We start from the raw sequence: 25,726 nt of genomic DNA, 5'->3' as shown, positions 1-25,726 counted from the left end.
GATATGAATATTAACTTACTTCTTAAATTTTAGTATATATTTATAGTTTTATTTTATTGTAAGCTTTATAATATAATATACAAATTTATCACCTGTTCTTATAATTCAAGCACCTACTATTAGGAAAAGAGAATATTTCTTAATTAATTTAAAACATAAATTTTGTCTATATTTTAAACAATATGTATTTTGGAGGAGGTTAATTTGATTTTTTCAAAACTCATTGATTGGTACGCCTTATATGATTTACACAAAAAAAGAAGTGTAGCGTTTCAGTATACTTCCCTTTCTAACACTTCATTAAATATAAAGGACATAGAATCTTTTTATAAAGTAAAACCATCCTATATTCATTTTGACATTAAGCATTTAAAGCAAAAAAATGAATACATGGTTGGGCAATTCAAATATAAAAGCTCGGTTCAATCCGGTGATTCACGCAACGACTCTGTAACTGGGGAATTATTCTTACATAAAAATGAAAATGCACCTCATGTTATCTTTGTTCACGGTTGGAGAATGGATTCTAACGAACGTGTAAAAAAAATATTCCACGATCATATGACCACTCTAAAGTGGAATATGTATTATTTCACTCTACCCTATCATTTTGAAAGAAAACCCGATCAATCCTTATTCAGTGGAGAGTATATGGTAAGTGCAAATATTGAACGAACAGTACAAGCAACTAGACAAGCGGTAACTGATTTACGGGCTTTGATTAAATGGATTAAAGCAAATAAAAATGTTCCCCTGATTCTAATAGGAATTAGTTTAGGTGGATTTATTTCTAACTTAACCTCTCTTGTTGAAGAAGAAATTGATGTGTTAGCATCCATTTTCTATGCAAATCGACTTTCTTATTCTATTTGGAATACAATTCCGGGTAAATTTATTAGAGAAGACTTAAAATATCATGGTATTACGTATGATGACTTAATAGATTATTGGAAAATCACTGAACCGAGTCAAGCATTACCAAAAGTACAAAAAGAAAATATTTTATTAATTTCAGGTAAGCACGATCTATATGTGCATTCTGAGGATACAGACTACTTGTGGGAATCTTGGGAAAGGCCTACACGATATATTTATACATGTGGGCATGCCGGGATAGTTCTTAAACGTAAAAAAATTGCAACTGATACTATCAATTTTATTCAAAATCGATTGAACGCCCCGCACTTATCCAATGACAGGTCTTAAATTGTGAGATTACTAAGTAGGGGGTAGTACCAACATTCGTACACTAAGATTCTTTCAACATAAAGATTGTTGATAACTTGTACGTGTCAGTAATGCTGGTGTTACTTTAAATACAAAGAGCATGTTTTAAAAAATGATAATAACATGCTCTAAACTTATCTATTTATTTTTATTTCTTACAGATATCTATAGATAATATTGAAACATCTCATGTATTAAAAAGTGTTCCCTGCAGTGCTTTTATGTATCGATCTGCTGACTTCTGAACAGCAAGGTCCACATGCTTTGACACGACTCGATGAAAAGCATTATAAATACGGTTGAATGGTAGCCCTTTTACTATATCCGTCAGCTATTTTGCTTTACTAGCAGTGGATGTAGATAACTGTACATGAAACTCACTCACTGACAGTTGGCAATCACTTGAAAAATATCACCTGTTAGCAAAATGCCTTAATATAATTTCCAACTTTCCAGTGTAAAACAGTTCTTCCTTTAAAATGACCTCCAAGACGATTTAATGTAATGCCATTTGTTAATTCAAAAGACTCACATACTTGTATACTCAAAATCCCTTTGATTTGTTTTTGGATGGTAAAACATGTTTCTCTACTCTTTCATATTGAGTAAGTAATTGCCTAATAAAAGATAATTTCGGTACTAACCAATACGAAAATACCGCTGAAACACATCCTATTAAAGCCCCTATTGCAACATCAAAAGGATAATGAACTCCTACCCAAATACGAGAAATCGCTAAACAAAATGCTAGTATTAGCCATAACCATCCAGTTTTTTTACGAACAAGCCAAAACGAAAAACAAATCGAAAAAAAGAGAATTGTATGGTCACTAGGAAATGAATTATCTACAGTATGGTCGACAAGTTTATTAACATCAGGCAATACTGCAAACGGTTGATAATTTAGATGAAATTTCCCTGCTATTTTTCCAATCACCTCAGCAATTACAAAAGCAACCATTGCTTGAATAATCATCATTCTACTTTTTCTGGCCCCAGTAAACCAATAAGCTAAAATAATTAAAGCAAACATATATACCATATATTCTGCCAAAAATACCATAGTTGAGTTTAGGAATGAATATTGTTTACCTAAATCATTAATTGCTCGAAAAATATCAATATTGAATTGAGAAAAAGACATTTCAAATCCCTCCTTTTTAGTAAGGTGTTTTACTGATTGCCATATACTTTCATTACATGAATAGTGTTTGTTATAGTACCCATGTAAAAATACCAACCTTTTATGACACCGCTTTCTTCTTTTTCACTTTAATAAAAAAAGAAAAAGGAAAACATCGAACTTCCTTACAAACATTCATGCATTCTTACAGTTTTGTCATTTTCTTGTCATTTTGTAAATAGATTCATCATCTTGCCCTTTGCTATTTTCAAAAACTCTTATATCTACAATTATGGAAATCCTAATTACACATAAAAAAGAGAAGAACCTTGGTAAGTTCTTCTCTTTTTTGTTTATTAAATTGTAATATAATTACAGTATGTGAAATTATATTATTTTAATTTTAAAAGCGAAGTGAAAACAACCTTTCCTCCACTTTCGGCATTTATTTAATTGTTTTCTCTGTTTTTAAAACTAGCGAACTTAATGCAGGGACTTTAATTTTATTATCATGGACAACGTAAAGTGTTTTACTACCTGCCTGTTTACCGTCTACTAGTACTTTCCATGGACCTTTCGATGGAAGCGCGATTTCAACGGATTCCCTATTTGCATTATGAGCCACTATAAAGTATTCGTTTTTATTCCCATTGCCCTTTCCATCTATTGAATAAGCCACAACATTTTTCGGAGCATCAATAAATGATACATGTGTTTTTATTTGCTCTGCAGATGTCATTCGAAAAGCTGAGTACTTTTTGCGTAATTCTATTAAGCCCTTCATATAATCTACTTCATTATTAAACGTTGCACGGCGCAACCAGTCCATCTGGTTAATTGAATCTGGAGATTTGTAACTGTTATGATCACCATATTTCGTGCGCATAAACTCTTGTCCCGCATGTAAGAACGGAATACCTTGTGATGTTAATAAAATCGAAGAAGATAATTTATGCATTTGTTTTCGCACTTCTTCACTGTCACTTGGATTAGTCAACTCAAGTTTATCCCATAATGTATGATTATCATGCGCTTCCACATAAGTTAGCACCTGCTCTGGATCTTGATAAGTCGACGAATTTGTATCGTAGTCAATGCCTGCCGTAATGCCTTTTTTAATACGGTCTTCCATGTTTTCCTTTCCATTTACAAATCCATTTTCTTTCTCTTCAAATACACTACCTTTTAATCCATCACGTATATTATCGTTAAAATGAGCAATCCCTTTCATTTTCTCTGCATTTTTTTGATTTGCTTTCAACTCTGCTGCAAGGGGTGTATTTAAATCCCAACCTTCTCCATGCAGTATAATAGAAGGGTCAATTTGATTAACAGCTTTACGTATTTCATTCATTGTTTCATAATCATGAATACCCATTAAATCAAAACGGAATCCGTCTAAATTGTATTCTTTTGCCCAGTATGTTATTGAATCCATCATAAATTTCCTCATCATTTTTCGTTCTGAAGCAGTATCATTTCCTACACCAGTGCCATTTGCAAATGTTCCGTCTTCATTGTAACGATAATAATAACCTGGAACTAACTTATGAAAATTAGATTCAGCAGCATTATACATATGGTTATAAACTACATCCATAACAACACGAAGATTATTATCATGCAGTGTTTGAATCATTTGCTTTAATTCAGTTATTCGAACAGTTGGCTCATAAGGATTTGTAGAATAGGAGCCTTCTGGAACGTTGAAATTTTTAGGATCATATCCCCAGTTATATTGCGGTTCATTTAAAGTCTCTTCATTTACTGAAGCATAATCAAATATCGGTAAAAACTGAACGTGAGTAACACCAAGATCCTTTATATGATCAAGTCCTGTTTTTACACCTTCAGGCCCTCTTGTTCCTTTTTCTGTTACTCCTAAATATTTCCCTTTCTGCTTAATCCCACTTTCAGATTGGATGGAAAGATCGCGTACATGCAATTCATAAATAATAGCATCTTCCGGATTTTTTAATTTAGGCTTTTTGTTAGTGTTCCATTTTTTCGGATTTGTTTCTTCTAAATCAACAACCGCACCTTTATCTCCATTTACAGAAGCAGCACGTGCATACGGATCAACTGCTTCCGTCCACTTATCACCAATTTTCACTTTATATGTATAATAGAGACCTTTTTGGTTCCCTTTAAGTTCTGCTGTCCAAGTTCCCTTGTCACCTTGTTGCATGTTTATTTCAGTACCTATTTTATCGTTCCATTTTTTATATGTAACTAACTTTGCTTCACTTGCAGTAGGAGCCCATACACGGAACTTTGTATGTTGCGGAGTATATACATTCCCTAAATCGTTACCCTCATAATAAAATAAATTATCAAACTCCTCACTACGAATGACTTTACCGATTTCAGTATTCGTAGTTGCTAAGTTTTCAATTTTAACTTTGTATGTCTGTTTTAAATCGATTTTCTGCTCTGTAATTATTTTAACCTTATTCGTAATATTGCCACTGTTTATATCATAAGGACTAATATTCTTAATTTTAATGCCTTCAATTTCAATTTTCCGTTCCTTAATATGAAACGGGACATTAGTCGTTACAGTAATTTCATTGAAACTATCAATAGTTGCTTTTTGAATTGATTGATCCGAAGAAGGCTTAGAGTTATATACTTTTTCATCACCAGAAAGAATCCATACTTCAGCACGACCGCCCTTTATATTTTCAATCCAACGATCGCCACCATCTTTTTCCCACTCATTCGTACGAATGATAAATCCTACACGATTATAGTCACCATCTATATTAATCTTAGCGTACTTTCCAAATTCATCTTCACCAGTAAATTCATATGATTTACCATTTGCATTTTCTCCCCAGATCCAAAGGTTCCAGTCTTTTGTATTTCCAGACTGCTCTTTGTAATGAACGATAACTTCAGTTATTTTCGAATTTGAAACTGCCTTTACACTTTGAAACGAGAAAACAGATGATAACATAACGATTATAGTAAGTAATAAAACTGATTTGTTTATTAATCTTTTTATCATTTGCACCACATACACCCCTTCTTTAAATAGTACGAGCAATTTATTATGCTTGTACTAAATTATACTGCTTAAATTAATCTAGAAATCTTTATTATTTCACCCCCATGTTGGCTATCTTCACATATGTATTTCAATGATCTTTTAATACGAAAACGTTTGCATTAATATTTAAAAAAATAATTAGTTTATGTCTTCATATATTTATAAATACTAAAAGATCAGGGAAATTATTTTAAAGCAATCGTTTGTTATCGCTTTCATTCTATAGTACTTTCTATGAAGAGGTCAATATATTATTAATTTTCTGTTTTTGTAGATTTTAAACCTTTTATATTTGTCGCAACTTATTGAAGATACCTAGCCTAATTATTGCTTAGTAAGTTTATTTTTACTAATGCATGGTTACGTAAAAAAACAGCTAATATCCTTAAAAGGACGTTAGCTGTTTTTTATAATGTATTAATATATGAATGATAACCATATTTCTAACTTACTTAATTTTTGCTGCATCAAATGCTTTTTGAACTGCTTGAACTTCAGCTGTATTCGCACCATATTTATTAGTTGCCACTCGAATACATGCTGATCTCAATTCTTTGAAATTAGAAGTCATGTTTAACTCATCTGTATTTGCGTAATAGAAGATATCAAACATTTTATCTTCACCAATTCCTTTAACAGTTACACCGTTATGAGTTCCGCCTTTTGCAATGAGATACGCAACTTTATTAATAATGCTTGAATTAAAATGAACGCCACCTTGATCCCATCCATTAAAATCGTTAAATTCACTGTAATCATCTGGATAAGGTACTCCAAGTGAAGATGGAACAGAAGCCGGGTTTTCCATATCACGGAAGACAGATCCAGTTTGTTCTCCCATCGTCCAGTTAAAGCTTCCATTATTTACGTATTTCTCAATAGATGTTCCCATAATATCAGATAGCGCCTCATTAATCGCACCAGATTCACCGTAATATTCAAGATTAGATTCACTAGAAGTAACAGCATGTGTAAATTCATGGCCAGCTACATCATATGCTTTGACGATTGGATCTCCATATACAAGCATACTACCATTATTAGCACTTAACGCATTCTGCCAATTTTTCGGATCATTCGTATCTCCAGAATCCCAAGCATGTACAACTGAAACTACCTTTTGCCCCTTGTTATCAAAACTATTACGCTTATATTTCTCTTTATAAAAATCAAATACTTTTGTTGCTAAGTAATGAGCACTTACTGCTTTTGGATCGTTAAATGCTGTCGAAGTACTAGTTGCTAATGTACCAGGATAATAGCTTTCTTCTTTAGTAATATCTCTGTAATTCACATCATATGTTTCAATTCCTTGCCCTCTTGTATAATCAGCAAGAGCATACTTGCCATTACTTTGTTTTGAGATACCAAATGTACGTGATATACCTAAATCATCTTTCCCAGTTCCGGTTAATGATGTAAGACTGCTTTTTTTACTTTTCTTTAAAGCTCCAACTAATTTTTCACTAGCTTTCAAGTTAGATTCTTGCACCATATTTTTTAACATATCACCATTTTGTGCATTTACTAAATAAGTTCCGGAAACATAGTTTGGTGTTGCAGCTTCAAATGTAACCTGGTATGCATTGGTAGCTTGTCCATTATTTTCATCAACAAAAATAACTTCCTTAACTTCTGGCCCAGAAATAAAATTGATATCGTTCCCGTACTTCGTATAAATATATTGTTTCGCTTCATCTTTTGATAGATTGATAGGTTTTTTCAATTCGTCTTGTTTTAAATTTTGCGCGCTATCGCCTGAAACACTTTTAATCACACCGTTATTATCTACGTGTGCAGTTAATTGATGACCATATACTTCTTTTCCTTCGTAAGTTTGCTGTATACGTACAAGTGTAGTCCCATCATATGAACCACGTTTTTGAATAACTTTATAATCTACTCCTGTTTCTCCATTGACTTGCTTTGGTGAAAGAACTTGTTCTGTTTTCTCTTTAAGAGCATCTTTTACTACATTCTCTGGTGCCTTTTGTGACGGTTGTGTAAGTTCACCCGAACGGAACGATTCCTCCTGAATTTGAACTTGTAGTTGATCTGTTTCCTCTGCATGCCCTACCCCATATGGTGCTACAGCTGTTAAAGCTAAACCTGTTGTTAATGCTACCTTAGTTAATGTCTTCTTGTTTTTCATTTTTTTCACCTCGTATAATTTTGAAATAGAAAGCTTGTACAAAGTATACTGCCTGTTTCTGTCGAAAAAAAGGGAAAATACACAATTTATGTAACATTATGCAAAATTACATAATGTAAGGATGATGATACAAATAAAGAACAACTTATATAAGTTGTATTAATTTCAATAAAAAAAGAGCACTTTAAGGTGCTCTTCAAATACGATTATAAATTATGCATTGTGTCATTTATTAGTATATGCTCGTCTCATTTAATTGTTTATTTAATGATTTCTCTACCCAATAACCTTTTAAGAATGCACCATCTAATACACTGGTATCCTCCGTTACTATTTGATTAGCAAATAAAAAGTATAGTTAAGATAATGCTAGAAAGAAACATACTACTTATTTGAATTAATATTTATTGGTACTTTTTTAATTGGCACAAATAAATCAACCTTTAACTTTCCTTCTAGATCTTCCGCTACATTATTTAAGCAAAACTCTAAATTATCTCTATCATAATCTGCAGCATATTCACTATTTAGTAGCCACTCTGCATACATGTATTGATACGCTGCACTTAATTTATGAGGTTCATCATAGAACTGGTATAAAGCGTATAGACCTCCATCTACACTTTTAAATTGCACATCCTGATGTTGTTCTTTTTTAAAGTCTTCAGGTATGGTAACGCAAGCATCATGTCGGCACATATGACTTGCAACAATATCAGGATTATCTAATGAAATTCCGATAAATGATTGCTCTGGTGGATAAAGTTTATTTTCAATTGACCAGTTCAACAACTTTCCCCAGTGATCTTGTGGTTCAAAATAACTACCAGTTCATCTTATATATGCCACTTCTAATGGTGGTAATTTTTTTATAGTCACTTTCATATATATCAGCCCCTTTATAACTATCTACTCCATTCATAACATGTCTTATCAATTTATCATTAAATAAATGTAAAAAATGCCTCCATTCACTCATTTTTCATGCGTATGTATGTACATTTGTTAATTTATTCGATATATTATGTGTATTGAATGATTACGAAAAGCTTATAGGTCGCTAAAAACACCTTATATTTGTATATCCGTGAAAACTACAAAATGTATGTAAATCCATTTGTCAAATGAATTTAATGCGGAAGGAGGTTTGTGGTTACTTCATCGGGATATAATAATCAGTTTTAAACTGATAAAAATATAGGAGGCGACATAATGTTTCGTATGATTTCAAATTTCATGAGAGTAGCTGAGATAAGAAAGAAAATCCTTTTTACATTAGCGATGTTAATCGTTTTTCGAATTGGCACGTTTATTCCAGTTCCTCATACTAACGCAGAGGTATTAAAAGTACAAGATCAAGCTAACGTTTTAGGTATGCTAAACGTCTTTGGCGGAGGAGCACTGCAGCACTTCTCAATCTTTGCTGTAGGTATTACACCATATATTACAGCTTCCATCATAGTACAATTACTACAAATGGACGTTATACCTAAATTTTCGGAATGGGCAAAGCAAGGAGAAATGGGCCGTAAGAAATCAGCTCAATTCACTCGATACTTTACAATCATTCTCGCATTCATACAAGCCATTGGGATGTCTTATGGCTTTAATAATATAGCAGGTGGACAATTAATAACAGATCAAAGCTGGACTACATACTTATTTATTGCAACAGTTTTAACTGCAGGTACTGCATTTTTACTTTGGTTAGGTGAACAAATTACTGCTAATGGAGTAGGTAATGGTATTTCGATGCTTATCTTCGCAGGACTTGTAGCAGCGATTCCAAATGTTGCGAACCAAATTTATTTACAACAATTTCAAAATGCAGGCGATCAATTATTCATGCACATCATAAAGATAGTTTTAATTGGTCTCGTAATTTTAGCGATAGTTGTTGGCGTTATTTACATTCAACAAGCCGTGCGTAAAATACCGATTCAATATGCAAAAGCTGTTTCAGGAAACAATCAATATCAAGGAGCAAAAAACACTCATTTACCTCTTAAAGTAAATAGTGCTGGTGTAATTCCAGTAATCTTTGCTTCCGCATTTTTAATGACGCCGCGTACAATTGCGCAGCTCTTCCCTGATTCAAATGTATCAAAATGGTTAGTTGCAAATCTTGATTTTGCACATCCAATTGGAATGACACTTTATGTCGGTCTTATCGTTGCTTTCACATACTTCTACGCATTTATTCAAGTAAATCCTGAGCAAATGGCAGAGAATTTGAAGAAGCAAAATGGATATGTACCTGGTATTCGTCCTGGTAAATCAACAGAACAATATGTAACTAAAATTTTATACCGTTTAACATTTATCGGTGCAATTTTCTTAGGTGCAATTTCAATTTTACCGCTCGTATTCACAAAGATTGCTACATTACCACCCTCTGCACAAATTGGTGGTACAAGCTTACTGATTATCGTCGGTGTAGCACTTGAAACAATGAAAACATTAGAAAGTCAGCTTGTAAAACGTCATTATAAAGGATTTATAAAAAAAGCAAACTAAGTAAAAAAACACAGTTGGTTATTTTTCCAACTGTGTTTTTGATTTTACTACCTGTAAATTTGCCACTAATGTACTAATGACTTTCTCCAAGTTCATTATTTTTTCTTCTAAGGCTTGAATGCGCTTATTGCTCTCGTCTACATCATTATATTTTAAATTATCATTTGAGACGTTGTACTGCGCCCCTAATTCGGAAATGATATCTTTAATAGTTGATCTTGATTTTTCATCATTACTAGTTGTATTTGTATTTGATTTTAATTCAAATTGAAGTTCATATGTATTTCCAGTTACTTCTGTAGCTATTTGCGAAATTAAATCTTTATAAGACTTTTTAACCCACTCTTGTTGAAATTCATTTTTAAAATAAATGATCAATGAATTTTCATTTATTCTGGCTGTCGTTTCTTTGACCCATGTTTCATATGATGGTCTCGAAATTGTTAATTGCATTTTAGCTTTTATTTTATTCCAAATTGTACTGGATTCCTCTTGTCCGGAAGTGCGATGATTATGTTGCACGTGATGAGCCTGTGCTATAGAAGTAGCTTTTGATTCTATTTCGAACCAAATTTGATATTCTTCATTTGTAATTTTCTGTACGGTACTTGAAATTATATTTTTATACTCCCCTTCAAGCAAATCACGATGAAACGCATCTTCACAACAGATTATTAATTTATTATCTTCTATTGTAGCATTTGTATTTCTAATCCATGTCATAAATGTTTTCTCCGCTACTTTTGGTCTTAATGCTTTCTTTACTTCATCCCAGCTATTTAGCCTTTCTTTTTGAACATCTTTCAACTTAGATGGTTCGCCATTACATAGATCAAACTGAATTTCAAACGTTGTATTATACATTTCTCTTAGAGTATTAAATACTAATTCTTTGTAATGAGATTCTAACCAGTCACGCGCAAATTCATTCGGACAATAAATTGTTAATATATCCTCCTCTAAATAAACAGTAGTATTAGTAAACCAAGTTTCATATGATGGTTTTGAAATTTGTGGTCGAATTTTCCCCTTTACTTCAGTCCAATTTATTTTCATAATAACTCCCCTCTTTTACAGTTCTCTTTCATATAGCTTAATAATATTACGCCTTTCCAATAAATAAAGTCAATCCGTATCGTTAATAAAATGAAAGCCGCCCTTATATACAGGGCGGCTTCTTTATGCAACTACATTTCCTTCTCAAATAATCTCCCTTGTTTAAAATAAGTCCGGAGTGTGGATCGATTAGCTAAAAATACACCAACCAAAATAAAACAAGCACCTATTCCCATTGTAGAGTTTAAAGGTTCTCCTAATATGACGTATCCAACTATAATAGCAATTAGTGGTGATACATATAACCACGTGGACGGGAATACAGGATTTGTTTTTGATAAAAGCCAATAATATAATCCGTGCCCACCAATTGATCCGATAAAGATGAGATATAAAATAGGCCACTGTACACTCCATGAAGCTAATACAGTTACATTCGGCTGTTCTACTATGAAGGATACGATTAGTAGTAAAATTCCTCCATAAAACATTTGAATACCATTAATGAGAAATGGTGATACACTTTGTAAATCCGAAAGTATTTCTTTTGAACGAATAGAACCTATTCCGTAAAATAACTCTCCTATTATTAAAACAAAACAAGCGATACTCCATATGAAGCTTATTTCTTGGTGCATTCCAGGTAAAGAAACAAAAACAACACCTATTAGTGCAATAATTAAAGCTAACAGTTGTTCCTTTTGTAATTTTGTCTTATTTCTTTTTGCCTGTAACAACAAAATTATCATCGGTCCCGTAGCAGATAGCACAGCAGCTAACCCTGAAGAAATATATTGTTCCGCCCAGTACAATGATGCGAATGTCATGAACGTTAAACAAAAACCAGCATACATAATACGTTTCGAAAATACATGTGGCATAATTTTTTTTCGCTTCAACTTAAATATAATCATCAGAATTACTCCTGCTAAAAAGAAACGAATTCCTGCTGAAAATAATGGGGGTGCTCCTGCTTCAATTCCGATTTTTATTGTTAAAAATGTTGTTCCAAAAATAATACATACTAAAATATAATTGAAAATGACCATTTTTCTTCCTCCTTTTTACTCTTAACATGAGTATAGAAGGTATGGTGTATAACAGTGTATCTATGTATATAACAGTTATCTAAAATCGTAGTTGATTCTATATATATTTTTCGCTTTAATTAAATAAAAACGAAAAAGGTGAAACCATGAAGATTGTCCTTCGTAAAGAATCTAACATACCGTATTACAAACAAATATATATGCAAATCACTGAAAGAGTACAAAGTGGCATGCTTTCACATGGTGACTCACTTCCATCTTTACGTTCTTTAGCTGAAGATTTACAGATTAGCTTATTAACTGTTCGTAAGGCGTATAAGCAATTAGAAAAGAAAGAATATATACGCATTGAGCAAGGGAAAGGTGCTTATATAAATAAACATGTAAAGAAAGATTTCAAACCAATTCCGTATAAATGGCAACAAACAAAAACGATTAATGTTATGCGATCTCAATATGCAATGACTCAGCACCGGAAATATTACGATTTTTCACAAGCGATTTTATATCCTCGTTTATTGCCAAATCCATTCTTGGCAGACGAAATGCATAAAATACTTAATAAAGACCAGATGATTCTAGCAACTTATGGTCCAGTTCAAGGCGATTATGAACTGCGGGTTGAAATAGTAAATTACTTAAATGAACACCAGAAATTAGTGACAGACCCATCTCAATTATTAATTACAAGCGGAGCACAACAAGGAATTGATTTAATTGCTCAAACATTATTAAAACCTGGTGATATTGTATTAGTGGAAAGTCCATGTTATAGTGCTGCACTTGATATTTTCATCAATAAAGGTGCTCAAATTATACCTGTTTCTCTTGATAATCATGGAGTTCGCTCCGACTTAATCGATGATATTTGTCAAAGTAAAAATCCCGTTTTATTGTATACGAATCCAACTTTTCAAAACCCAACAGGAACAGTAATGAGTAAAGAACGGAGAATGGAACTTATAGAACTAGCAGAGCTATATGAGTTTTTTATAATTGAGGATGATTCTTTCGGAGAAATATATTTTGAGGGTGCGACTGTTCCCCCTCCTATCAAAAATTTTGATACAAACGGCCATGTAATATATATAAAAGGATTTAGTAAAACGTTAGCACCAGGACTGCGTATCGCAGCACTTATTGCCGATGGTCCTATTTTTGAATGGTTATATGCTGTAAAAGGTTCAATGGATATCGGTAGCCCTTTATTAACACAAAAAGCACTTCTACCGTTTTTACGTGCAGAACGTATGAAAAATCATTTAGAAAAATTACGTACAGCTTTACAAATTAGACGTGATATAACTATTGATATGTTATCACCACTTAAGGAAATAAACTTTAAAATTCCAAATGGTGGCTTTAATTTATGGATTGCACTTCCTAATTCGATAGATCCTTTTACTTTATTACAAAAAGCAAATGAAGTAGATGTTTCTTTTTTACCAGGAACAGCTTGTCTATTGCATAACGAAAGAAATAATAATCAATTAAGAATTAGCTATTCTATGTTAAATGAAAAAGAGATGTTGATTGGATTAGAGAAATTACATGATACAATACTAAACTATTAACTTTAGAAACACATGCACAATCCCTTTTAGTTAAAAAGTAAATACCCCAAAACATTTTTGTTTTGGGGTATTATGAAATTTTAAAGAATACTAAATGATTTTCATTACAATCTTACCTCTAACATGTTTACCTTCACTCAAAATATGAGCTTCTCTAATTCCTTCTTCATTAAACGGCAAAATCTTACTTACAATAGGTTTAATTTTTCCCTCTACAATTAAATCTGATAATTCTTCCAATTGTTTTCCGTTTGGTTTCAGCCATAAAAAACCTGATTTTATCCCTTTTACTTTTTGAATTGGCTCATGAACAATCGAAACTAATGTACCACCAGGATTAATAATTTGAAAGCTTTTTTCTTGTACTTCACCACCTATTGTATCTAATACAATATCGAAATCTGATAGTAACTCTTCAAATTTATCTTTTTTATAATCAATAACAAAATCTGCCCCTAAAGATTTTAAAAACTCTTCATTCTTACTACTCGCAGTTGTAGCAACAAAAGCTCCAAATGATTTGGCGATTTGGATTGCTAAACTTCCAACTCCACCAGCTCCAGCATGAATGAGCACTCGGTCATGTTCTTTTATTTTTGCATAATCTACAAGACTTTGCCACGCTGTAAGTCCTGCAAGAGGAATCGAAGCTGCCTGTTCGAAACTTAGGTTAGTAGGCATATAGGATACTAAATCTGATTTTACTGATATGAATTCAGCATAAGAGCCTTTCCCTATATTTTCAGGTTTCGTAAACACCTTATCTCCTATTTTGAAACAATCTACATCTTCCCCAACTTCTTCAATAACACCAGCTACATCTAATCCTAAAATGATTGGAAATGAAAAGTGCAACTGTTCTTGTAAGTCTCCTTTTCTTATTTTCCAATCAACAGGATTAACAGATGTTGCGAAAATACGTATTAATACCTCGTTATTCTTAACAATCGGTTTTAAAACTTGTCTTTCTTTTAATTCTTCAACACTACCATATTGATCTATAACAATCACTTTCATTTCCTCTCCTCCTTGCTGTTTATTTTAATAACATACAAATATTTCTCAAAATTTTTTGCCTTGAATTATCATAAACTTATTTTTGGGGGTAATTATGTAAGAAACTAAGCAAAACTTACAAACACCTTAGAGTCATTCAAAATTGTATTTTTAATTAAATTCAAAAGAAATGGAGAGAACTCTATGACTGAAAAGATATTTAAAATAAACGGAATTGATATATGTACAGAAAGCTTTGGGGATCCTAGAAATCCAGCTATTTTATTAATTATGGGTGCTACGTGTTCAATGGTTTATTGGGATGAAGAATTTTGTGAACAGTTGGCTAACAGCGGGAAATTTGTTATTCGTTATGATAACCGTGATGTGGGACGCTCTGTTGCATATGAACCTGGAACTTCCAATTATACAGTTACAGATATGGCTGAAGATTCAATTGGGGTACTAGATGCTTATCATATTGACAAAGCACATCTATTTGGTATGTCATTAGGTGGTATGATTGCTCAAATTGCTGCTGTAAAACATCCCGAAAGAATTTTATCGTTAACATTATTAGCTACAAGTGTGATAGGTTCTGACAATAACACGCGCGATTTACCTCCGATGGATGAAAGAATTTTAACACATCACGCAAATGGCGTGCATCTAGATTGGACAAATGAAAATGTTGTAGCGGAATATTTGGTTTCAGGATCTCGTCTATTATGTGGATCAAAAAGAAAATTTGATGAAAAAAGAGTCTATAATCAAGTCAAACAAGAAATACAACGAGCTAACAATTTATTAAGTATGTTTAATCACGCTCTACTTCAAGGAGATGATGCATATGAAGGTGTGCTTCACTCCATACAAGCACCGACATTAGTCATTCACGGAACAGACGATACTGCACTCCCTTTTGAACATGGTCTTGCAATTATTGATGAAATTCCTAACTCATCTCTATTAACCCTTGAAGGTGCAGGACATGAAAATCATCCTGATGATTGGGAAGACATAATTTATACTGTTACTGAGCATACATCTAAAGTATAGATAAATAACAAATAGAAGAGGCACACCGTAATTTGTGTCCCTTCTATTTGTTACATTTAAAAAGCCCATCACTGTATCCGTATGTATAGTGATGGGCAATACTTATATTTTTCTATGTTTAAAAAAACGGACAATCTAATTGATCAACAGCTTCCCATGATTTTTTTTTTATATTATCGGTGGATTTATTTGCTTCTAGTGGTACGTTTTTAAAAGGATTAACTTCGACCTTTAATAAGGATGATGGCTCTACGTATAATGAGAAAACATGGCTGCTTGGTATAGCTTTCGACACATCAATATCTCCTACTTGTTTAAAGAGTTGCTGCGCTGCAAAGAAAAAGAAATTGGTTGGGTTTGATTGTTTATTCAGCCATGCAAGCATTTCAGGTGATACTGATTTATGAATATTGATTTTCACTCGATCACCACGTTTATATCGCCTAGATCGCATGTTTCCACCAACTAACTTATCGTTAAGTTTGTAAATCCTAACTCTTTTTGCTTATGCTCTCTATATTTTGGTGAACAAGTGTATACTAATAAACCACGTGCATTTGTAAATAATGGATTATCTACAAAGATCACATTTGTTAAACGCCCTTTTTGTTTTAAAATCATTTTCAAGCTATTTTTAATGATAACTGCGCCCCCGCCATAAATAAACACGTATGGATCGTCTTTCATATCATCAATTTTGTTTATAATATCCGTTGCGACACGTGCTGCTAAACCTAATAATGCTGGTTGTGATTCTTCAACTAGCAATGCATTTCTAGGGTGTTTATCATTTAAATAAATTTGATTGAATTCTGTAATGCTATCAATCGTCTTTGTTGGATACTTCCGGTTCCATCTCGTAATAATTTGTAGTAATGTTTCTTTCACGCCGTATGATAAGCCTTTACTTAGTTGTGGTCTAAAGTTTACACCTAGTGAAACTACTTCTTCTGTAGTCCCTGCTCCAATATCAAAAGATAATAATGTTTTATCAACAAAATCAATTTCAGAAACTTGATTTTGTTCACATTCTATTTTATGTTTCACAACATTGCCTTCTTCATCGTATACAATGCCCCACGTCCCAGAAGCGCCCTCAGGTAGACATTTACAATATTCGATAGAAATATTAATTGTCACATCACGTCCGTTTGGATAATGGAACACAACTTTATGGTTACCCATATAACGCTTTGCATTTTCCGCAGCTATTTCTTGCGTAATAAGTTGCATAGGAAGAGCAACAGATAAATCATATCGAATGTTAATATGACTAGAAGTTGGACTTTGACGCATAGCACTTACCGCTAAGCCTGATAGAATTGTAATAACCATTAACTCATCCGTTGACTTATTCGATTTCTTCTCTACTTCAGTACCTTTTAATTGATCTTGAATTACTTTTTCTCCAACGATATACCGTACGTTATTTAACATTAACGATGGAGAACTAATGGTCACGTCAATGTGATTTTCTAATTCAGATAAAGAAACATCTCCCTCATCTAAGAGTCCTGTAGGCTCTCCTATATATAAAGAATATATACTCGGAATAAAAATAGGGTCTTGCCCTTTCACCATTAACTTCAAACCGTTATTTCCTGCATCAGCACCAGCTTTTAAAAGAATAGACATAACTACCCCCTAAATTAATCTGACATCCCTTCCAAATATATGCGAGCCCATTCTTTTACATTCAAATGTAATGTAATTTTTTATTAATCTTAAAAACAAAATATCATATTCTCGCCCTTTATGTAAAAAGTATTTGACATAGAACTTTTCCAATTTTATACTATTAGTGTAAAGAGTTTTTTACAACTATGGAGGTGTCATTTCTAAATTGAAGCATAAAAAATTTATTTTCATGATTATCGTTTTTTCATTAATCGGAGTCCTCATACATGGCGCATATAAATATGTAACAGAAGGTTCGATTTTGGGAGGAACAATATTCGCTTTTTCGTTAATACTTGGTAATTTAATTAATCAAATTACTTGGGGAGATCCAAATGGAGTATCGGAAGAAAGCCAAGATGAAATGGGACAGCAAATCAAATATAAAAGCTTTAAAATTGCTTATTTTGCACTTATTTGTTTTATGTTTCTAATTTTAATATTTTCAGAAGGATTTGCATTCCTATTACTCGATGAAATAAAGAATCTTCCTCTCTTTATCGCACTTTGTTCTTCATTCTTTATTTATCCCATTGTCGAACTTATAGTCGGAAAACAATATAAATAAAAAGATGAGATTTTCTATATATAGAAAATCTCATCTTTTTATATTTACATACCCTCAACTATCGCTTTTAATTTATTTACAGTCCGCCAATTTCTTACTGTAGCTGGTGTATGTAACTTCTGAAACTGGTTCATTAATTTGGAATTTCGAATGCTATTTTTGAAAAATAAATACACAACTTTTTCATGTATATAACAATCTTCAGTCTCATTTTTTTGCATAAGCAGCTGATCTTTTTCTATTTTAGAAAGTTCATTTGCTAAGAAAGCAACATGTATACTTTCACCTTCTCGCAATGAATCAGCTTCATAAGGACATCCTTTTATAATATTTATAAATCCCTCATTTGTTCTTAACATGACTAGAACATCAAAACTAAAAACATTTTTAATTTGAGATTGTATTCGTTCCTTTAGAAAATTAATATCTTCTTCAGATTCGAACACGATATTACCGCTTTGAATATATGTTTTCACTTGTTTTAACCCTATTGATTCAAACACTCGTTTTAAATCAGCCATTTTAATTACTTTATGTCCACCAACATTGATTCCTCTTAGTAATGCAATATAAATTGTCATATTATTCCCCCACAATAAAATGAACTTATCAATTGAATCGATTTTCCTACTCATATTTCTCGGATATTTGTTTTAATTCTTCTAACATATCATGAATAGATAATATCTCAAATAAAATAATAGATTCACTTGAAAAATGGTGATGATAATGATTTGGTTTATAATCTTTTAAATCATTTTTATAACTCCAAAATTGCTTGTCTAATTCAGCAATAAGTTTAAAATGTTCCTCATTAATTTCATTACAACGGTTTCTCAATATAGCAATTATAGAATGAATTGTTTGTTGTAATATTTCCTTTTCCCTTTGTGACCAGTCACAAGTCTCAATTGACACTCGAGCTAAATTATCTATATGGTAAATGATTTGCTGTAATATATGAAGTTGCTTCTGCATAGTTAAAAAATTTCTCATTTCCTTCTTTGTATGTTGATGATATTTCCAATCTTTCTGCTCATATTGAACAAATTGTATCGCCTTATGCAATAATAAAGTCAATTTAGATAGATCCTGAGCAGTCTCCTTTTTCATACCTCTTCCTGCAACTAATGCAGTAATCCATTCTTCTATAATATTTGCTGTTTTAGCAAATAGATCCTCTGTACATCCAAAAATCGTTTTCGTGTAGTGGGGAGGAAAAATGAAAAAATTCACTAAAGTAGATACTATAATACCAGTAGATGTAGTAGCTAAACGAATTAAAAATGCAGTAAAATAATGATCTGCCGTAATTGGAATCATAGCTACAGCAGTTAAAGTTGCGACTAAAGTTCCCGCGTGTAACCTTAGTTTTTGACATGTAACGATCGTAAACATCGCAGCTAATGCATAAGAAATTGCTTGATGACCTAGGAAAAATGTGAAAGTCATGGCATATGCAGATCCAATTGTTGAGGCCGGAAAGCGTATAAGTCCTTTTTTTATTGAGTCTGTTGCAGTTGGTTCAATTGTAACAATTGCTGTTATTACAGCAAAAATAGTTGGGAGGTTAAAAAAATTACAAACTAACACTGTAAGAAAAACTGCAATCCCAGTTTTAATCACTCTTCCTCCAACGATATTCCATTTTCTATCTTGTTTCATTTTTTATATCCTTCATTTCTGTTTCATTTTATATACATATATTATATATTGTTAAAATAAAAAAACCTACTACATGAATATTCAAGAGTAAGTTTTCTATCTCATTATTTCATTATAGGTAAATGCATTATTATTTGTTGGCCAATTGGTCCCATTCTTCTAAAACCTTTATCTTGGAAGCCGACTTTTGCATATAAATTTTGTGCAGGAATATTTCTTTCATTCACAGCAAGTACAACTTCATTTTTTATTGGAAAATAACGTTTTACAAACTCTTTTAATAATAACAATGACTTTTTAGCGTATCCCTTTCTTTGTCTATTGTGATTAATAGAAAATGACGTTAAAAGTAAAGCATCCTCATTATCTGTGAACTCCTTTACTCTATCTCCCGTTTGCAATGCGAAAAGACCCACTGGTACCCCATTGTAATCTAAAATAACAATCACATTTTTTGTACGATCACTTTTTGCTTTCTCCAGTAATGTGCTTGGATCTGATGTAAACTGAACTTGTTCACTTGGTAAAGTAAATGTTTGTATAACTTCTTTATATTTCTCCTTATACGGAACTAATTGAATTTCCCCTGTGTGTATGTTCATGCTAAACTCTCCCATTTTTTAGCTTATTAACTTATACCTTGCTGTGCTTTTGAATGCACTTTTCCATCTAAAAAGGTAATTTCAACAAATGAATTTGGATCGTTTCCTTTCCAAGCAAAAATTTGTTTAATTTGTGTAGAATGCTCTACCCCTTCTTCTATAAGTAAATCCCCTTCAAAACCAATTAAATCTTTCACTTCTGTATAACTCATTCCTTCATTTATGTTCGAGAAATGATTTATATTGATAGACTCTTTCTGTTGCCTTTCCATCACAGTAGAAGAAGTTGCTGTTTGATTTTTCACTTCTTTTCTCTGTTCACACGCTGTCATACTGAAACCTAAGCATAAACTAAACAATATACATGCGCTTTTTTTCATCATAACAGTTGTCCCTCCCATCATAATTAAACCATATATTCCCTTAAAAATAAACTGAATATTTAATATTATATTCAAAAACCTCGTACAATTAAGTACGAGGCTAATTTCATTTATTCAAATGATTATTTGATTGATCATCCTGTTCTTTTCTTAACTCTTGTTCTTCATCTTTTGGTAATTGTTTATCATTATCTTTAATTGGATTCGTTTCTCTATTTTCTATCATATCATTTGGAACTTGTGGCATTACTCGGCCCACAATAGCCGCTAATTCATCTAGTATACCTTCACCTGTTTTACCTTTTTTAATTTGCTTTCCAATTTGTTTGAGGCGTTCATACGTATCAACATCTGCTACAACGACTGCATTAGCACCGTCAGGGTCATTTTTTAAACTTTCTGCAACAGAGTATTTAATTGATTCAACACGAGTTCGATCAAGTTTTGCTTTTACGTCTATACCTACAATTGCATATTTGCCGACTACTACAGCTGTCGCATCATTCACTCCTGGCACACTCGCGGCTAAAGATGCTAAATGGTCCGCTGCTTTTTCATTTGGCTTATTTGATTTGTTCGTATAATTAACATTTTTCGTCGAAACATTTTTTTGTTCTGGCTTTTCGTTTGGATTATCTTTTTTTCCAATACTGCATCCAGTTATAAACAAGCAAAGCATCAATATATATATTAGAATTTTCATTATTCTCACCACTTTACTTTTAGAGTTTAATCATAAATTTTTTCAACAGCTTGCATTTTCTTCACTTTTTCTTCTGCCCCGCTATTTGCATTAATGAAAATTTGGTACGTATCTTTCCCTAACGTACCTACAAATTCATAGCAAAGTACTTCATTATGCAAATCATTTACTACGACAGCTTTGCGTTCTTCCATAACTTTAACATCTGGATTGATTTTCTTTCTCGCTTCTGCTGCAGTTAGCTTTGCAGATGGAACCGTTCGTTTTTGATGTGACGCTAAGTATTCTTTTGCGGAGAATCCAACGATAGAACCGTCATCTAAGGCAATTTTCATTTGGATTGCTTCTGGATAAATTCGTACATCATTCTCATTTACTACATACGTAAATACACCAACATTATCATATTGTGAACTATCATAAAGCTCCATATTATGAAACTTATGGTCCTTTAAAAATTTCAAACCTTTACTTCCTGCATCGTTTAAACTAATTTTCTGTTCTTTAATTTCTCGATTATTCATAACCCAAATTGGGTATCCGCCTTTTCCGGTAATATCCATATAAAACTCATTATTCGTTGCTTCATCTTTAATTTTCACACTATAGAAAGATTCTTTTGCACCTTTTCCGCTTTTCTCAACTTCTACTTTTTCATTTCCTTTTAAATTTAAAAATGATTTTGCGATTTTCGCCGCTTCATCTTTTGAAATCGCTTTTCCTTCTGCTTCAAATCCGCCTTTTTTATTTTTTTGCGCACTTGTAAAGGTCGGTCCAAAGTTTGTAGATGAATACGATGTTACGTTTTTTTCTACTGTTTTTAGTCCATCGATAATTGTATTGTCTGCAGGGTCACGATTGGATGCGAGTGCCATCTCAACATCCATCCAGCGTAAATTATTTTTCAAAACAAGATGTTGTACTTTTCTTAGTTCATCTTGTATATTTCCTGCATTTGAGTATAAAGTTTGCAACGTTTTATATTCTTGATCATTTAACGGCTCTTTTTCTAAATCACGAATGGCTGCACGGTAACTAAAATCACCAATATTCGCTAAAAATTCTTCCGTTTTATTAAAAGGCATTAATGTTAAAGGAAGTTGCCCTACATCCGAACGAGCTTCAGATGTTAATCTCCATACATCTGCTAATGCAGGCGATAAAGATGCACGTGAATTCATCGCGAGCGTTGTTCCAATTTTATCGTGCAATAAATCAACCTCATATGCTAAATCATGAAACGCACGTTGATAACTATTTTCCGCTCGAATTAATACTGCATTTTTCTCTTGATGTTCTTTATAGCCCCAGTATCCTGTTCCGACTACGCCGACTGTTAATAATACAATGATAATACCTCGTAACATAGTTCCACCTCCGCTCTATTTACAAAAAATATGTTTACCGATTTTTTTAATTTGTGGACGAGTCCAAATCCATTTACTTGTTGCGGTATCTGGATTGAAATAATACAATGCGTTTCCTGTTGGATCCCATCCATTAATTGCGTCTAGCACAGCTTTTTTCGCTGTTTCATTTGGCGTTAAATATATTTGTCCGTCTGCTACCGCTGTGAATGCTCTTGGCTCAAAGATTACACCTGAAACTGTATTAGGGAACGAGGCACTTGTAACGCGATTCAAAATAACCGCAGCTACTGCAACTTGTCCTAAGTACGGCTCACCACGAGATTCTCCATATACTGCGTTAGCCATAAGCTGTATGTCATTTTGAGAATAACCATTTGGAACATTTGTCCCTTTATTTTGAGGTGGTTTATTCTCTTGCGCAGTACCACCACTATTTCCTTTATTCGTTGTCGTCCCTTTATTAGCAGTTGACTTGTCATACTTCGTTGCTTTCACGAGCATTTGCTTCGTTTTAGCTCCAGCTAAGCCATCAACAGGTAATCCGAATTTCTCTTGAAAATTTCGAAGTGCCCAGTATGTACCCCATCCGAAAACACCATCCACTTTTCCCGTATAAAATCCGTTATATTTCAAACGAGATTGCAGTTCAATGACATCTTCGCCAGATGCTCCTCTTTGAATGACTTGATTAGAAAAGGCTTCTACATTTTTTAGTTGTATACTACTAACCATCAAAGATAGTCCTATAAACGCAAGTAAAACTGCTATTTTAAAAATAGCTTTTTGACGCATAATTTTCCCTCCTTAATTACGGAAATGATTTCTTGGTTATGTTTTGTAAAAGCCTCGCTTTTATGTAAAGAAGACAAAAAAATCCAAACTAATATCGGTGAAAAAATATGTAAACAATATACAAAAAGGATAAAAGGAGTTCATCATGAAGAAATTGTTTAAGCGTGTCACACTCGTCATTTTGTTCATAACAATATGTACAAATATATATACCGGCTCATCAATTGTTCATGCGCAGCCGCCATATGCCAAATGGGGGAAACTTGCTGTAGAAAAAACGAAAGAACAATACCCGAAAGCTGAGATTATTGATTATCTTCATATAGGTAGAAAACCAAAAACCGTTCAAATTACAGTTGAAAAATTCAAATTATGGCTACGTGAGAACGGAAAAGAATACGGTGTTTTTGTTGATGTAGAATTTGAAACGAAGACGGAGAAATTTATAAAGATGTCATTTCAGAAGACGAGTAGATAAAGTGAAACTTTAATCAGCCCTCACCAATCGGGCTGCCCGTTAATGCGGGATAAAATGAAAACCCCACTGTTAAAAATGAAAACAGTGGGGTTCCTTGCATTTCTAAAATTCTTTCCTAAAGTTTCGATTCCCTAAAAATCTTACCAATATACAAATAGCTCCAATTACAACAGCTATCCCTATACTGTATAAAAGTACTTTACCATACCCACCTATTCTCGGATCTAAAAACGGATATGGATACCAATTCACGATTGGGCCACGTATTAAGCTATATACAACGTAAAAACACGGGAATAAGAGCCAACTTGCAGCTTGTTTCCAAGTGATTTTCTTAATAGGTGGATTTAAAATCCAATCTAAAAGCATTGCAATCGGCATGATATAATGTAGTACAGTATTTACCCATGGTATTGCGGTTTGAAGTGACTCTTCTAACCCTCTTAGTAACAAAAAATAAACGAGTCCTGTCGTAAGTATGTATACCGTTGCCGCACCACGAAGTATACTAAACTGTTCTGAGCGACCAAATGTAGCTGTTTCGATACTGCTTAAAAGGAGAATAGATGCAACTAAAATGTTACTTTCAATCGTAAAGAAACTAAAAAAGTTAACTGGATTGAACGGTTTCACTTGTGCCCTAATTATGAATTGCGTAATAATGGCGCTACATGCTAGAAGACTTAAACATAGTCTAATAAAGATAAAGTTTTTTCATCCCTCATACATTCCTTCCTTTTCTTATATATAATTGGAATTTCCCTGTACATGCTCAATAAATAGTTTTAACGGAACGAGCCCACGTTTTGGCATATGACTACTTATAATAGCTACTACTTCTAACTGAGGAATGATAACGATGTATTGTCCGCCGTATCCCATAGCGAAATATATACAATACGGTATGTGAAATCTTTCGTTATGTAATACCCACCAGTGATATCCATATGCGCCGACATGTTCATATGTTTCAAATTGCGCCCTACTTGACTCTTCTAACCATTTCGCTGACACAATTTCGTTCCCGTTCCAATATCCATTTTGTAAACATAATTTCCCTAACTTTAATAAATCGGTAGATTTCATTTTCATACCAAAGCCGCCGACATATATCCCCTGCGGGTCTTGTTGCCACTCGTATTCGTTAATTTCTAATGGATTAAATAAATATTTCTTTGCAAACCGCTCTGTCGACATTCCAGTAGCTTCTTGAATAATATGGCTCAGTAAATGAGAAGAACCTGAATTATAATTCATTTTTGTAGCAGGTTCTTCAATTATTGGCTTTTCTAATATGTACTGTACCCAGTTCTCTGATTCTACAAAGTCATTGGGGAATACTACCCCATTCCCAAACTCTTTCCAGCCCTCACCAGTAGTCATTGTTAATAAGTGATAAAGCGTTAAATCATGTTTTTCCCTAGGTACATTTTCAATCCACTCTGTAATCGGTGTATGTATATCATTTATATAGCCCTTATCAAGGGCAATACCTATTAATATAGATACAATACTTTTTGTAATCGAATTTATTTTATATAAGTTATTTGCACATTCAGGTGTTTTATAATACTCAGTTGTTAATTCCCCTTTTTGATAAACAAGAAATGTATTCACTTTTTTCTTTTCGAATTTATTTTCTAGTTGCTTGAAATCCAAAAACTTTACCTCCATTTAAATAGT

General features: G+C 32.9%; 22 protein-coding genes and 2 pseudogenes. 6 read left to right on the top strand and 18 right to left on the bottom strand.

Annotation, left to right across the window (positions count from 1 at the left end; translation table 11 throughout):
• The first annotated feature begins 204 nt into the window (after positions 1-204).
• Entirely contained in the window at positions 205-1,206 is a 1,002-nt protein-coding gene (locus DN390_RS18185) for an alpha/beta hydrolase (protein WP_147808038.1), read from the top strand.
• A 565-nt stretch (positions 1,207-1,771) separates the two neighbouring features.
• Here the strand turns inward: DN390_RS18185 and DN390_RS18180 are convergent.
• From DN390_RS18180 to DN390_RS18165, 4 genes and pseudogenes are all read right to left on the bottom strand, one after another.
• The gene (locus tag DN390_RS18180) at positions 1,772-2,371 is read right to left on the bottom strand and encodes an undecaprenyl-diphosphatase (protein WP_147808037.1); all 600 of its coding nucleotides are present in this window, start codon (positions 2,369-2,371) and stop codon (positions 1,772-1,774) included.
• 424 nt (positions 2,372-2,795) lie between these two features.
• Positions 2,796-5,366 (bottom strand): type I pullulanase, encoded by a 2,571-nt coding sequence (gene pulA / locus DN390_RS18175; RefSeq protein WP_304521083.1) that lies wholly within the window; start codon positions 5,364-5,366, stop codon positions 2,796-2,798.
• Positions 5,367-5,850: 484 nt separating this feature from the next.
• Positions 5,851-7,554 (bottom strand): M4 family metallopeptidase, encoded by a 1,704-nt coding sequence (locus DN390_RS18170; RefSeq protein ID WP_147808036.1) that lies wholly within the window; start codon positions 7,552-7,554, stop codon positions 5,851-5,853.
• 384 nt (positions 7,555-7,938) lie between these two features.
• Positions 7,939-8,439 (bottom strand): annotated as a pseudogene (locus tag DN390_RS18165) (AraC family transcriptional regulator).
• Between the two features lie 327 nt (positions 8,440-8,766).
• Between DN390_RS18165 and secY the strand changes: the two are divergent.
• The gene (secY, locus tag DN390_RS18160; RefSeq protein WP_147808035.1) at positions 8,767-10,071 is read left to right on the top strand and encodes a preprotein translocase subunit SecY; all 1,305 of its coding nucleotides are present in this window, start codon (positions 8,767-8,769) and stop codon (positions 10,069-10,071) included.
• A gap of 18 nt (positions 10,072-10,089) precedes the next feature.
• Here secY and DN390_RS18155 read toward each other — a convergent pair whose 3' ends face one another.
• Both DN390_RS18155 and DN390_RS18150 read right to left on the bottom strand, forming a co-directional pair.
• The gene (locus tag DN390_RS18155; protein WP_147808034.1) at positions 10,090-11,127 is read right to left on the bottom strand and encodes a DnaA N-terminal domain-containing protein; all 1,038 of its coding nucleotides are present in this window, start codon (positions 11,125-11,127) and stop codon (positions 10,090-10,092) included.
• A 131-nt stretch (positions 11,128-11,258) separates the two neighbouring features.
• Complete coding sequence (locus tag DN390_RS18150) at positions 11,259-12,176, bottom strand: DMT family transporter (RefSeq protein ID WP_147808033.1); 918 nt, start codon at positions 12,174-12,176, stop codon at positions 11,259-11,261.
• Positions 12,177-12,322: 146 nt separating this feature from the next.
• On the opposite strand from DN390_RS18150, the gene pdxR reads away from it, so the two are divergent.
• Positions 12,323-13,750: a MocR-like pyridoxine biosynthesis transcription factor PdxR gene (pdxR, locus tag DN390_RS18145; protein WP_147808032.1), complete on the top strand. Its 1,428-nt coding sequence runs from the start codon at positions 12,323-12,325 to the stop codon at positions 13,748-13,750.
• Positions 13,751-13,840: 90 nt separating this feature from the next.
• Here the strand turns inward: pdxR and DN390_RS18140 are convergent, their stop codons facing one another.
• Positions 13,841-14,767: an NADP-dependent oxidoreductase gene (locus DN390_RS18140; protein ID WP_147808031.1), complete on the bottom strand. Its 927-nt coding sequence runs from the start codon at positions 14,765-14,767 to the stop codon at positions 13,841-13,843.
• Positions 14,768-14,950: 183 nt separating this feature from the next.
• Between DN390_RS18140 and mle the strand changes: the two genes are divergently transcribed.
• Positions 14,951-15,805, top strand: a complete 855-nt coding sequence (mle, locus tag DN390_RS18135) for a BCA family alpha/beta fold macrolide esterase (RefSeq protein WP_147808030.1) — start codon at positions 14,951-14,953, stop codon at positions 15,803-15,805.
• A gap of 118 nt (positions 15,806-15,923) precedes the next feature.
• Here mle and DN390_RS18130 read toward each other — a convergent pair whose 3' ends face one another.
• Positions 15,924-16,259, bottom strand: coding sequence for a hypothetical protein (locus DN390_RS18130; RefSeq protein WP_001257753.1), 336 nt, complete (start codon positions 16,257-16,259; stop codon positions 15,924-15,926).
• 11 nt (positions 16,260-16,270) lie between these two features.
• Positions 16,271-17,440 (bottom strand): ParM/StbA family protein, encoded by a 1,170-nt coding sequence (locus DN390_RS18125; protein ID WP_060631099.1) that lies wholly within the window; start codon positions 17,438-17,440, stop codon positions 16,271-16,273.
• Positions 17,441-17,648: 208 nt separating this feature from the next.
• On the opposite strand from DN390_RS18125, the gene DN390_RS18120 reads away from it, so the two are divergent.
• Entirely contained in the window at positions 17,649-18,050 is a 402-nt protein-coding gene (locus DN390_RS18120; protein ID WP_098560179.1) for a hypothetical protein, read from the top strand.
• Between the two features lie 44 nt (positions 18,051-18,094).
• Here DN390_RS18120 and DN390_RS18115 read toward each other — a convergent pair whose 3' ends face one another.
• The 7 genes from DN390_RS18115 to sleB form a co-directional block, all read right to left on the bottom strand.
• A complete protein-coding gene (locus DN390_RS18115) occupies positions 18,095-18,631 on the bottom strand; it encodes a DUF1697 domain-containing protein (RefSeq protein WP_098952568.1) in 537 nt (178 codons plus the stop codon).
• A gap of 46 nt (positions 18,632-18,677) precedes the next feature.
• A complete protein-coding gene (locus tag DN390_RS18110) occupies positions 18,678-19,715 on the bottom strand; it encodes an aromatic acid exporter family protein (protein ID WP_147808029.1) in 1,038 nt (345 codons plus the stop codon).
• 104 nt (positions 19,716-19,819) lie between these two features.
• A complete protein-coding gene (locus DN390_RS18105; RefSeq protein WP_147808028.1) occupies positions 19,820-20,332 on the bottom strand; it encodes a GNAT family N-acetyltransferase in 513 nt (170 codons plus the stop codon).
• 11 nt (positions 20,333-20,343) lie between these two features.
• Entirely contained in the window at positions 20,344-20,700 is a 357-nt protein-coding gene (locus DN390_RS18100) for a hypothetical protein (RefSeq protein WP_147808027.1), read from the bottom strand.
• A gap of 106 nt (positions 20,701-20,806) precedes the next feature.
• Positions 20,807-21,403, bottom strand: a complete 597-nt coding sequence (locus DN390_RS18095) for a YhcN/YlaJ family sporulation lipoprotein (protein WP_097952275.1) — start codon at positions 21,401-21,403, stop codon at positions 20,807-20,809.
• Between the two features lie 26 nt (positions 21,404-21,429).
• Entirely contained in the window at positions 21,430-22,770 is a 1,341-nt protein-coding gene (gene ypeB, locus DN390_RS18090; protein WP_097952277.1) for a germination protein YpeB, read from the bottom strand.
• Between the two features lie 15 nt (positions 22,771-22,785).
• A complete protein-coding gene (gene sleB, locus DN390_RS18085) occupies positions 22,786-23,565 on the bottom strand; it encodes a spore cortex-lytic enzyme (RefSeq protein WP_001249053.1) in 780 nt (259 codons plus the stop codon).
• A 145-nt stretch (positions 23,566-23,710) separates the two neighbouring features.
• Between sleB and DN390_RS18080 the strand changes: the two genes are divergently transcribed.
• Complete coding sequence (locus DN390_RS18080; RefSeq protein WP_097952279.1) at positions 23,711-24,043, top strand: DUF3889 domain-containing protein; 333 nt, start codon at positions 23,711-23,713, stop codon at positions 24,041-24,043.
• 102 nt (positions 24,044-24,145) lie between these two features.
• Here the strand turns inward: DN390_RS18080 and DN390_RS18075 are convergent.
• Both DN390_RS18075 and DN390_RS18070 read right to left on the bottom strand, forming a co-directional pair.
• Positions 24,146-24,768, bottom strand: a pseudogene (locus tag DN390_RS18075) (Pr6Pr family membrane protein).
• 16 nt (positions 24,769-24,784) lie between these two features.
• On the bottom strand, positions 24,785-25,702 hold the full coding sequence (locus tag DN390_RS18070; RefSeq protein WP_147808025.1) for a serine hydrolase domain-containing protein: 918 nt from the start codon (positions 25,700-25,702) through the stop codon (positions 24,785-24,787).
• Between the last annotated feature and the right edge of the window lie 24 nt (positions 25,703-25,726).

The sequence above is a fragment of the Bacillus sp. SH7-1 genome, assembly GCF_008042405.1.
GTDB classification, from domain to species: Bacteria; Bacillota; Bacilli; order Bacillales; family Bacillaceae_G; genus Bacillus_A; species Bacillus_A thuringiensis_N.
The sequence above is the reverse complement of the archived record's forward strand: the minus strand, read 5'-3'. Positions and strand labels throughout refer to the sequence as shown.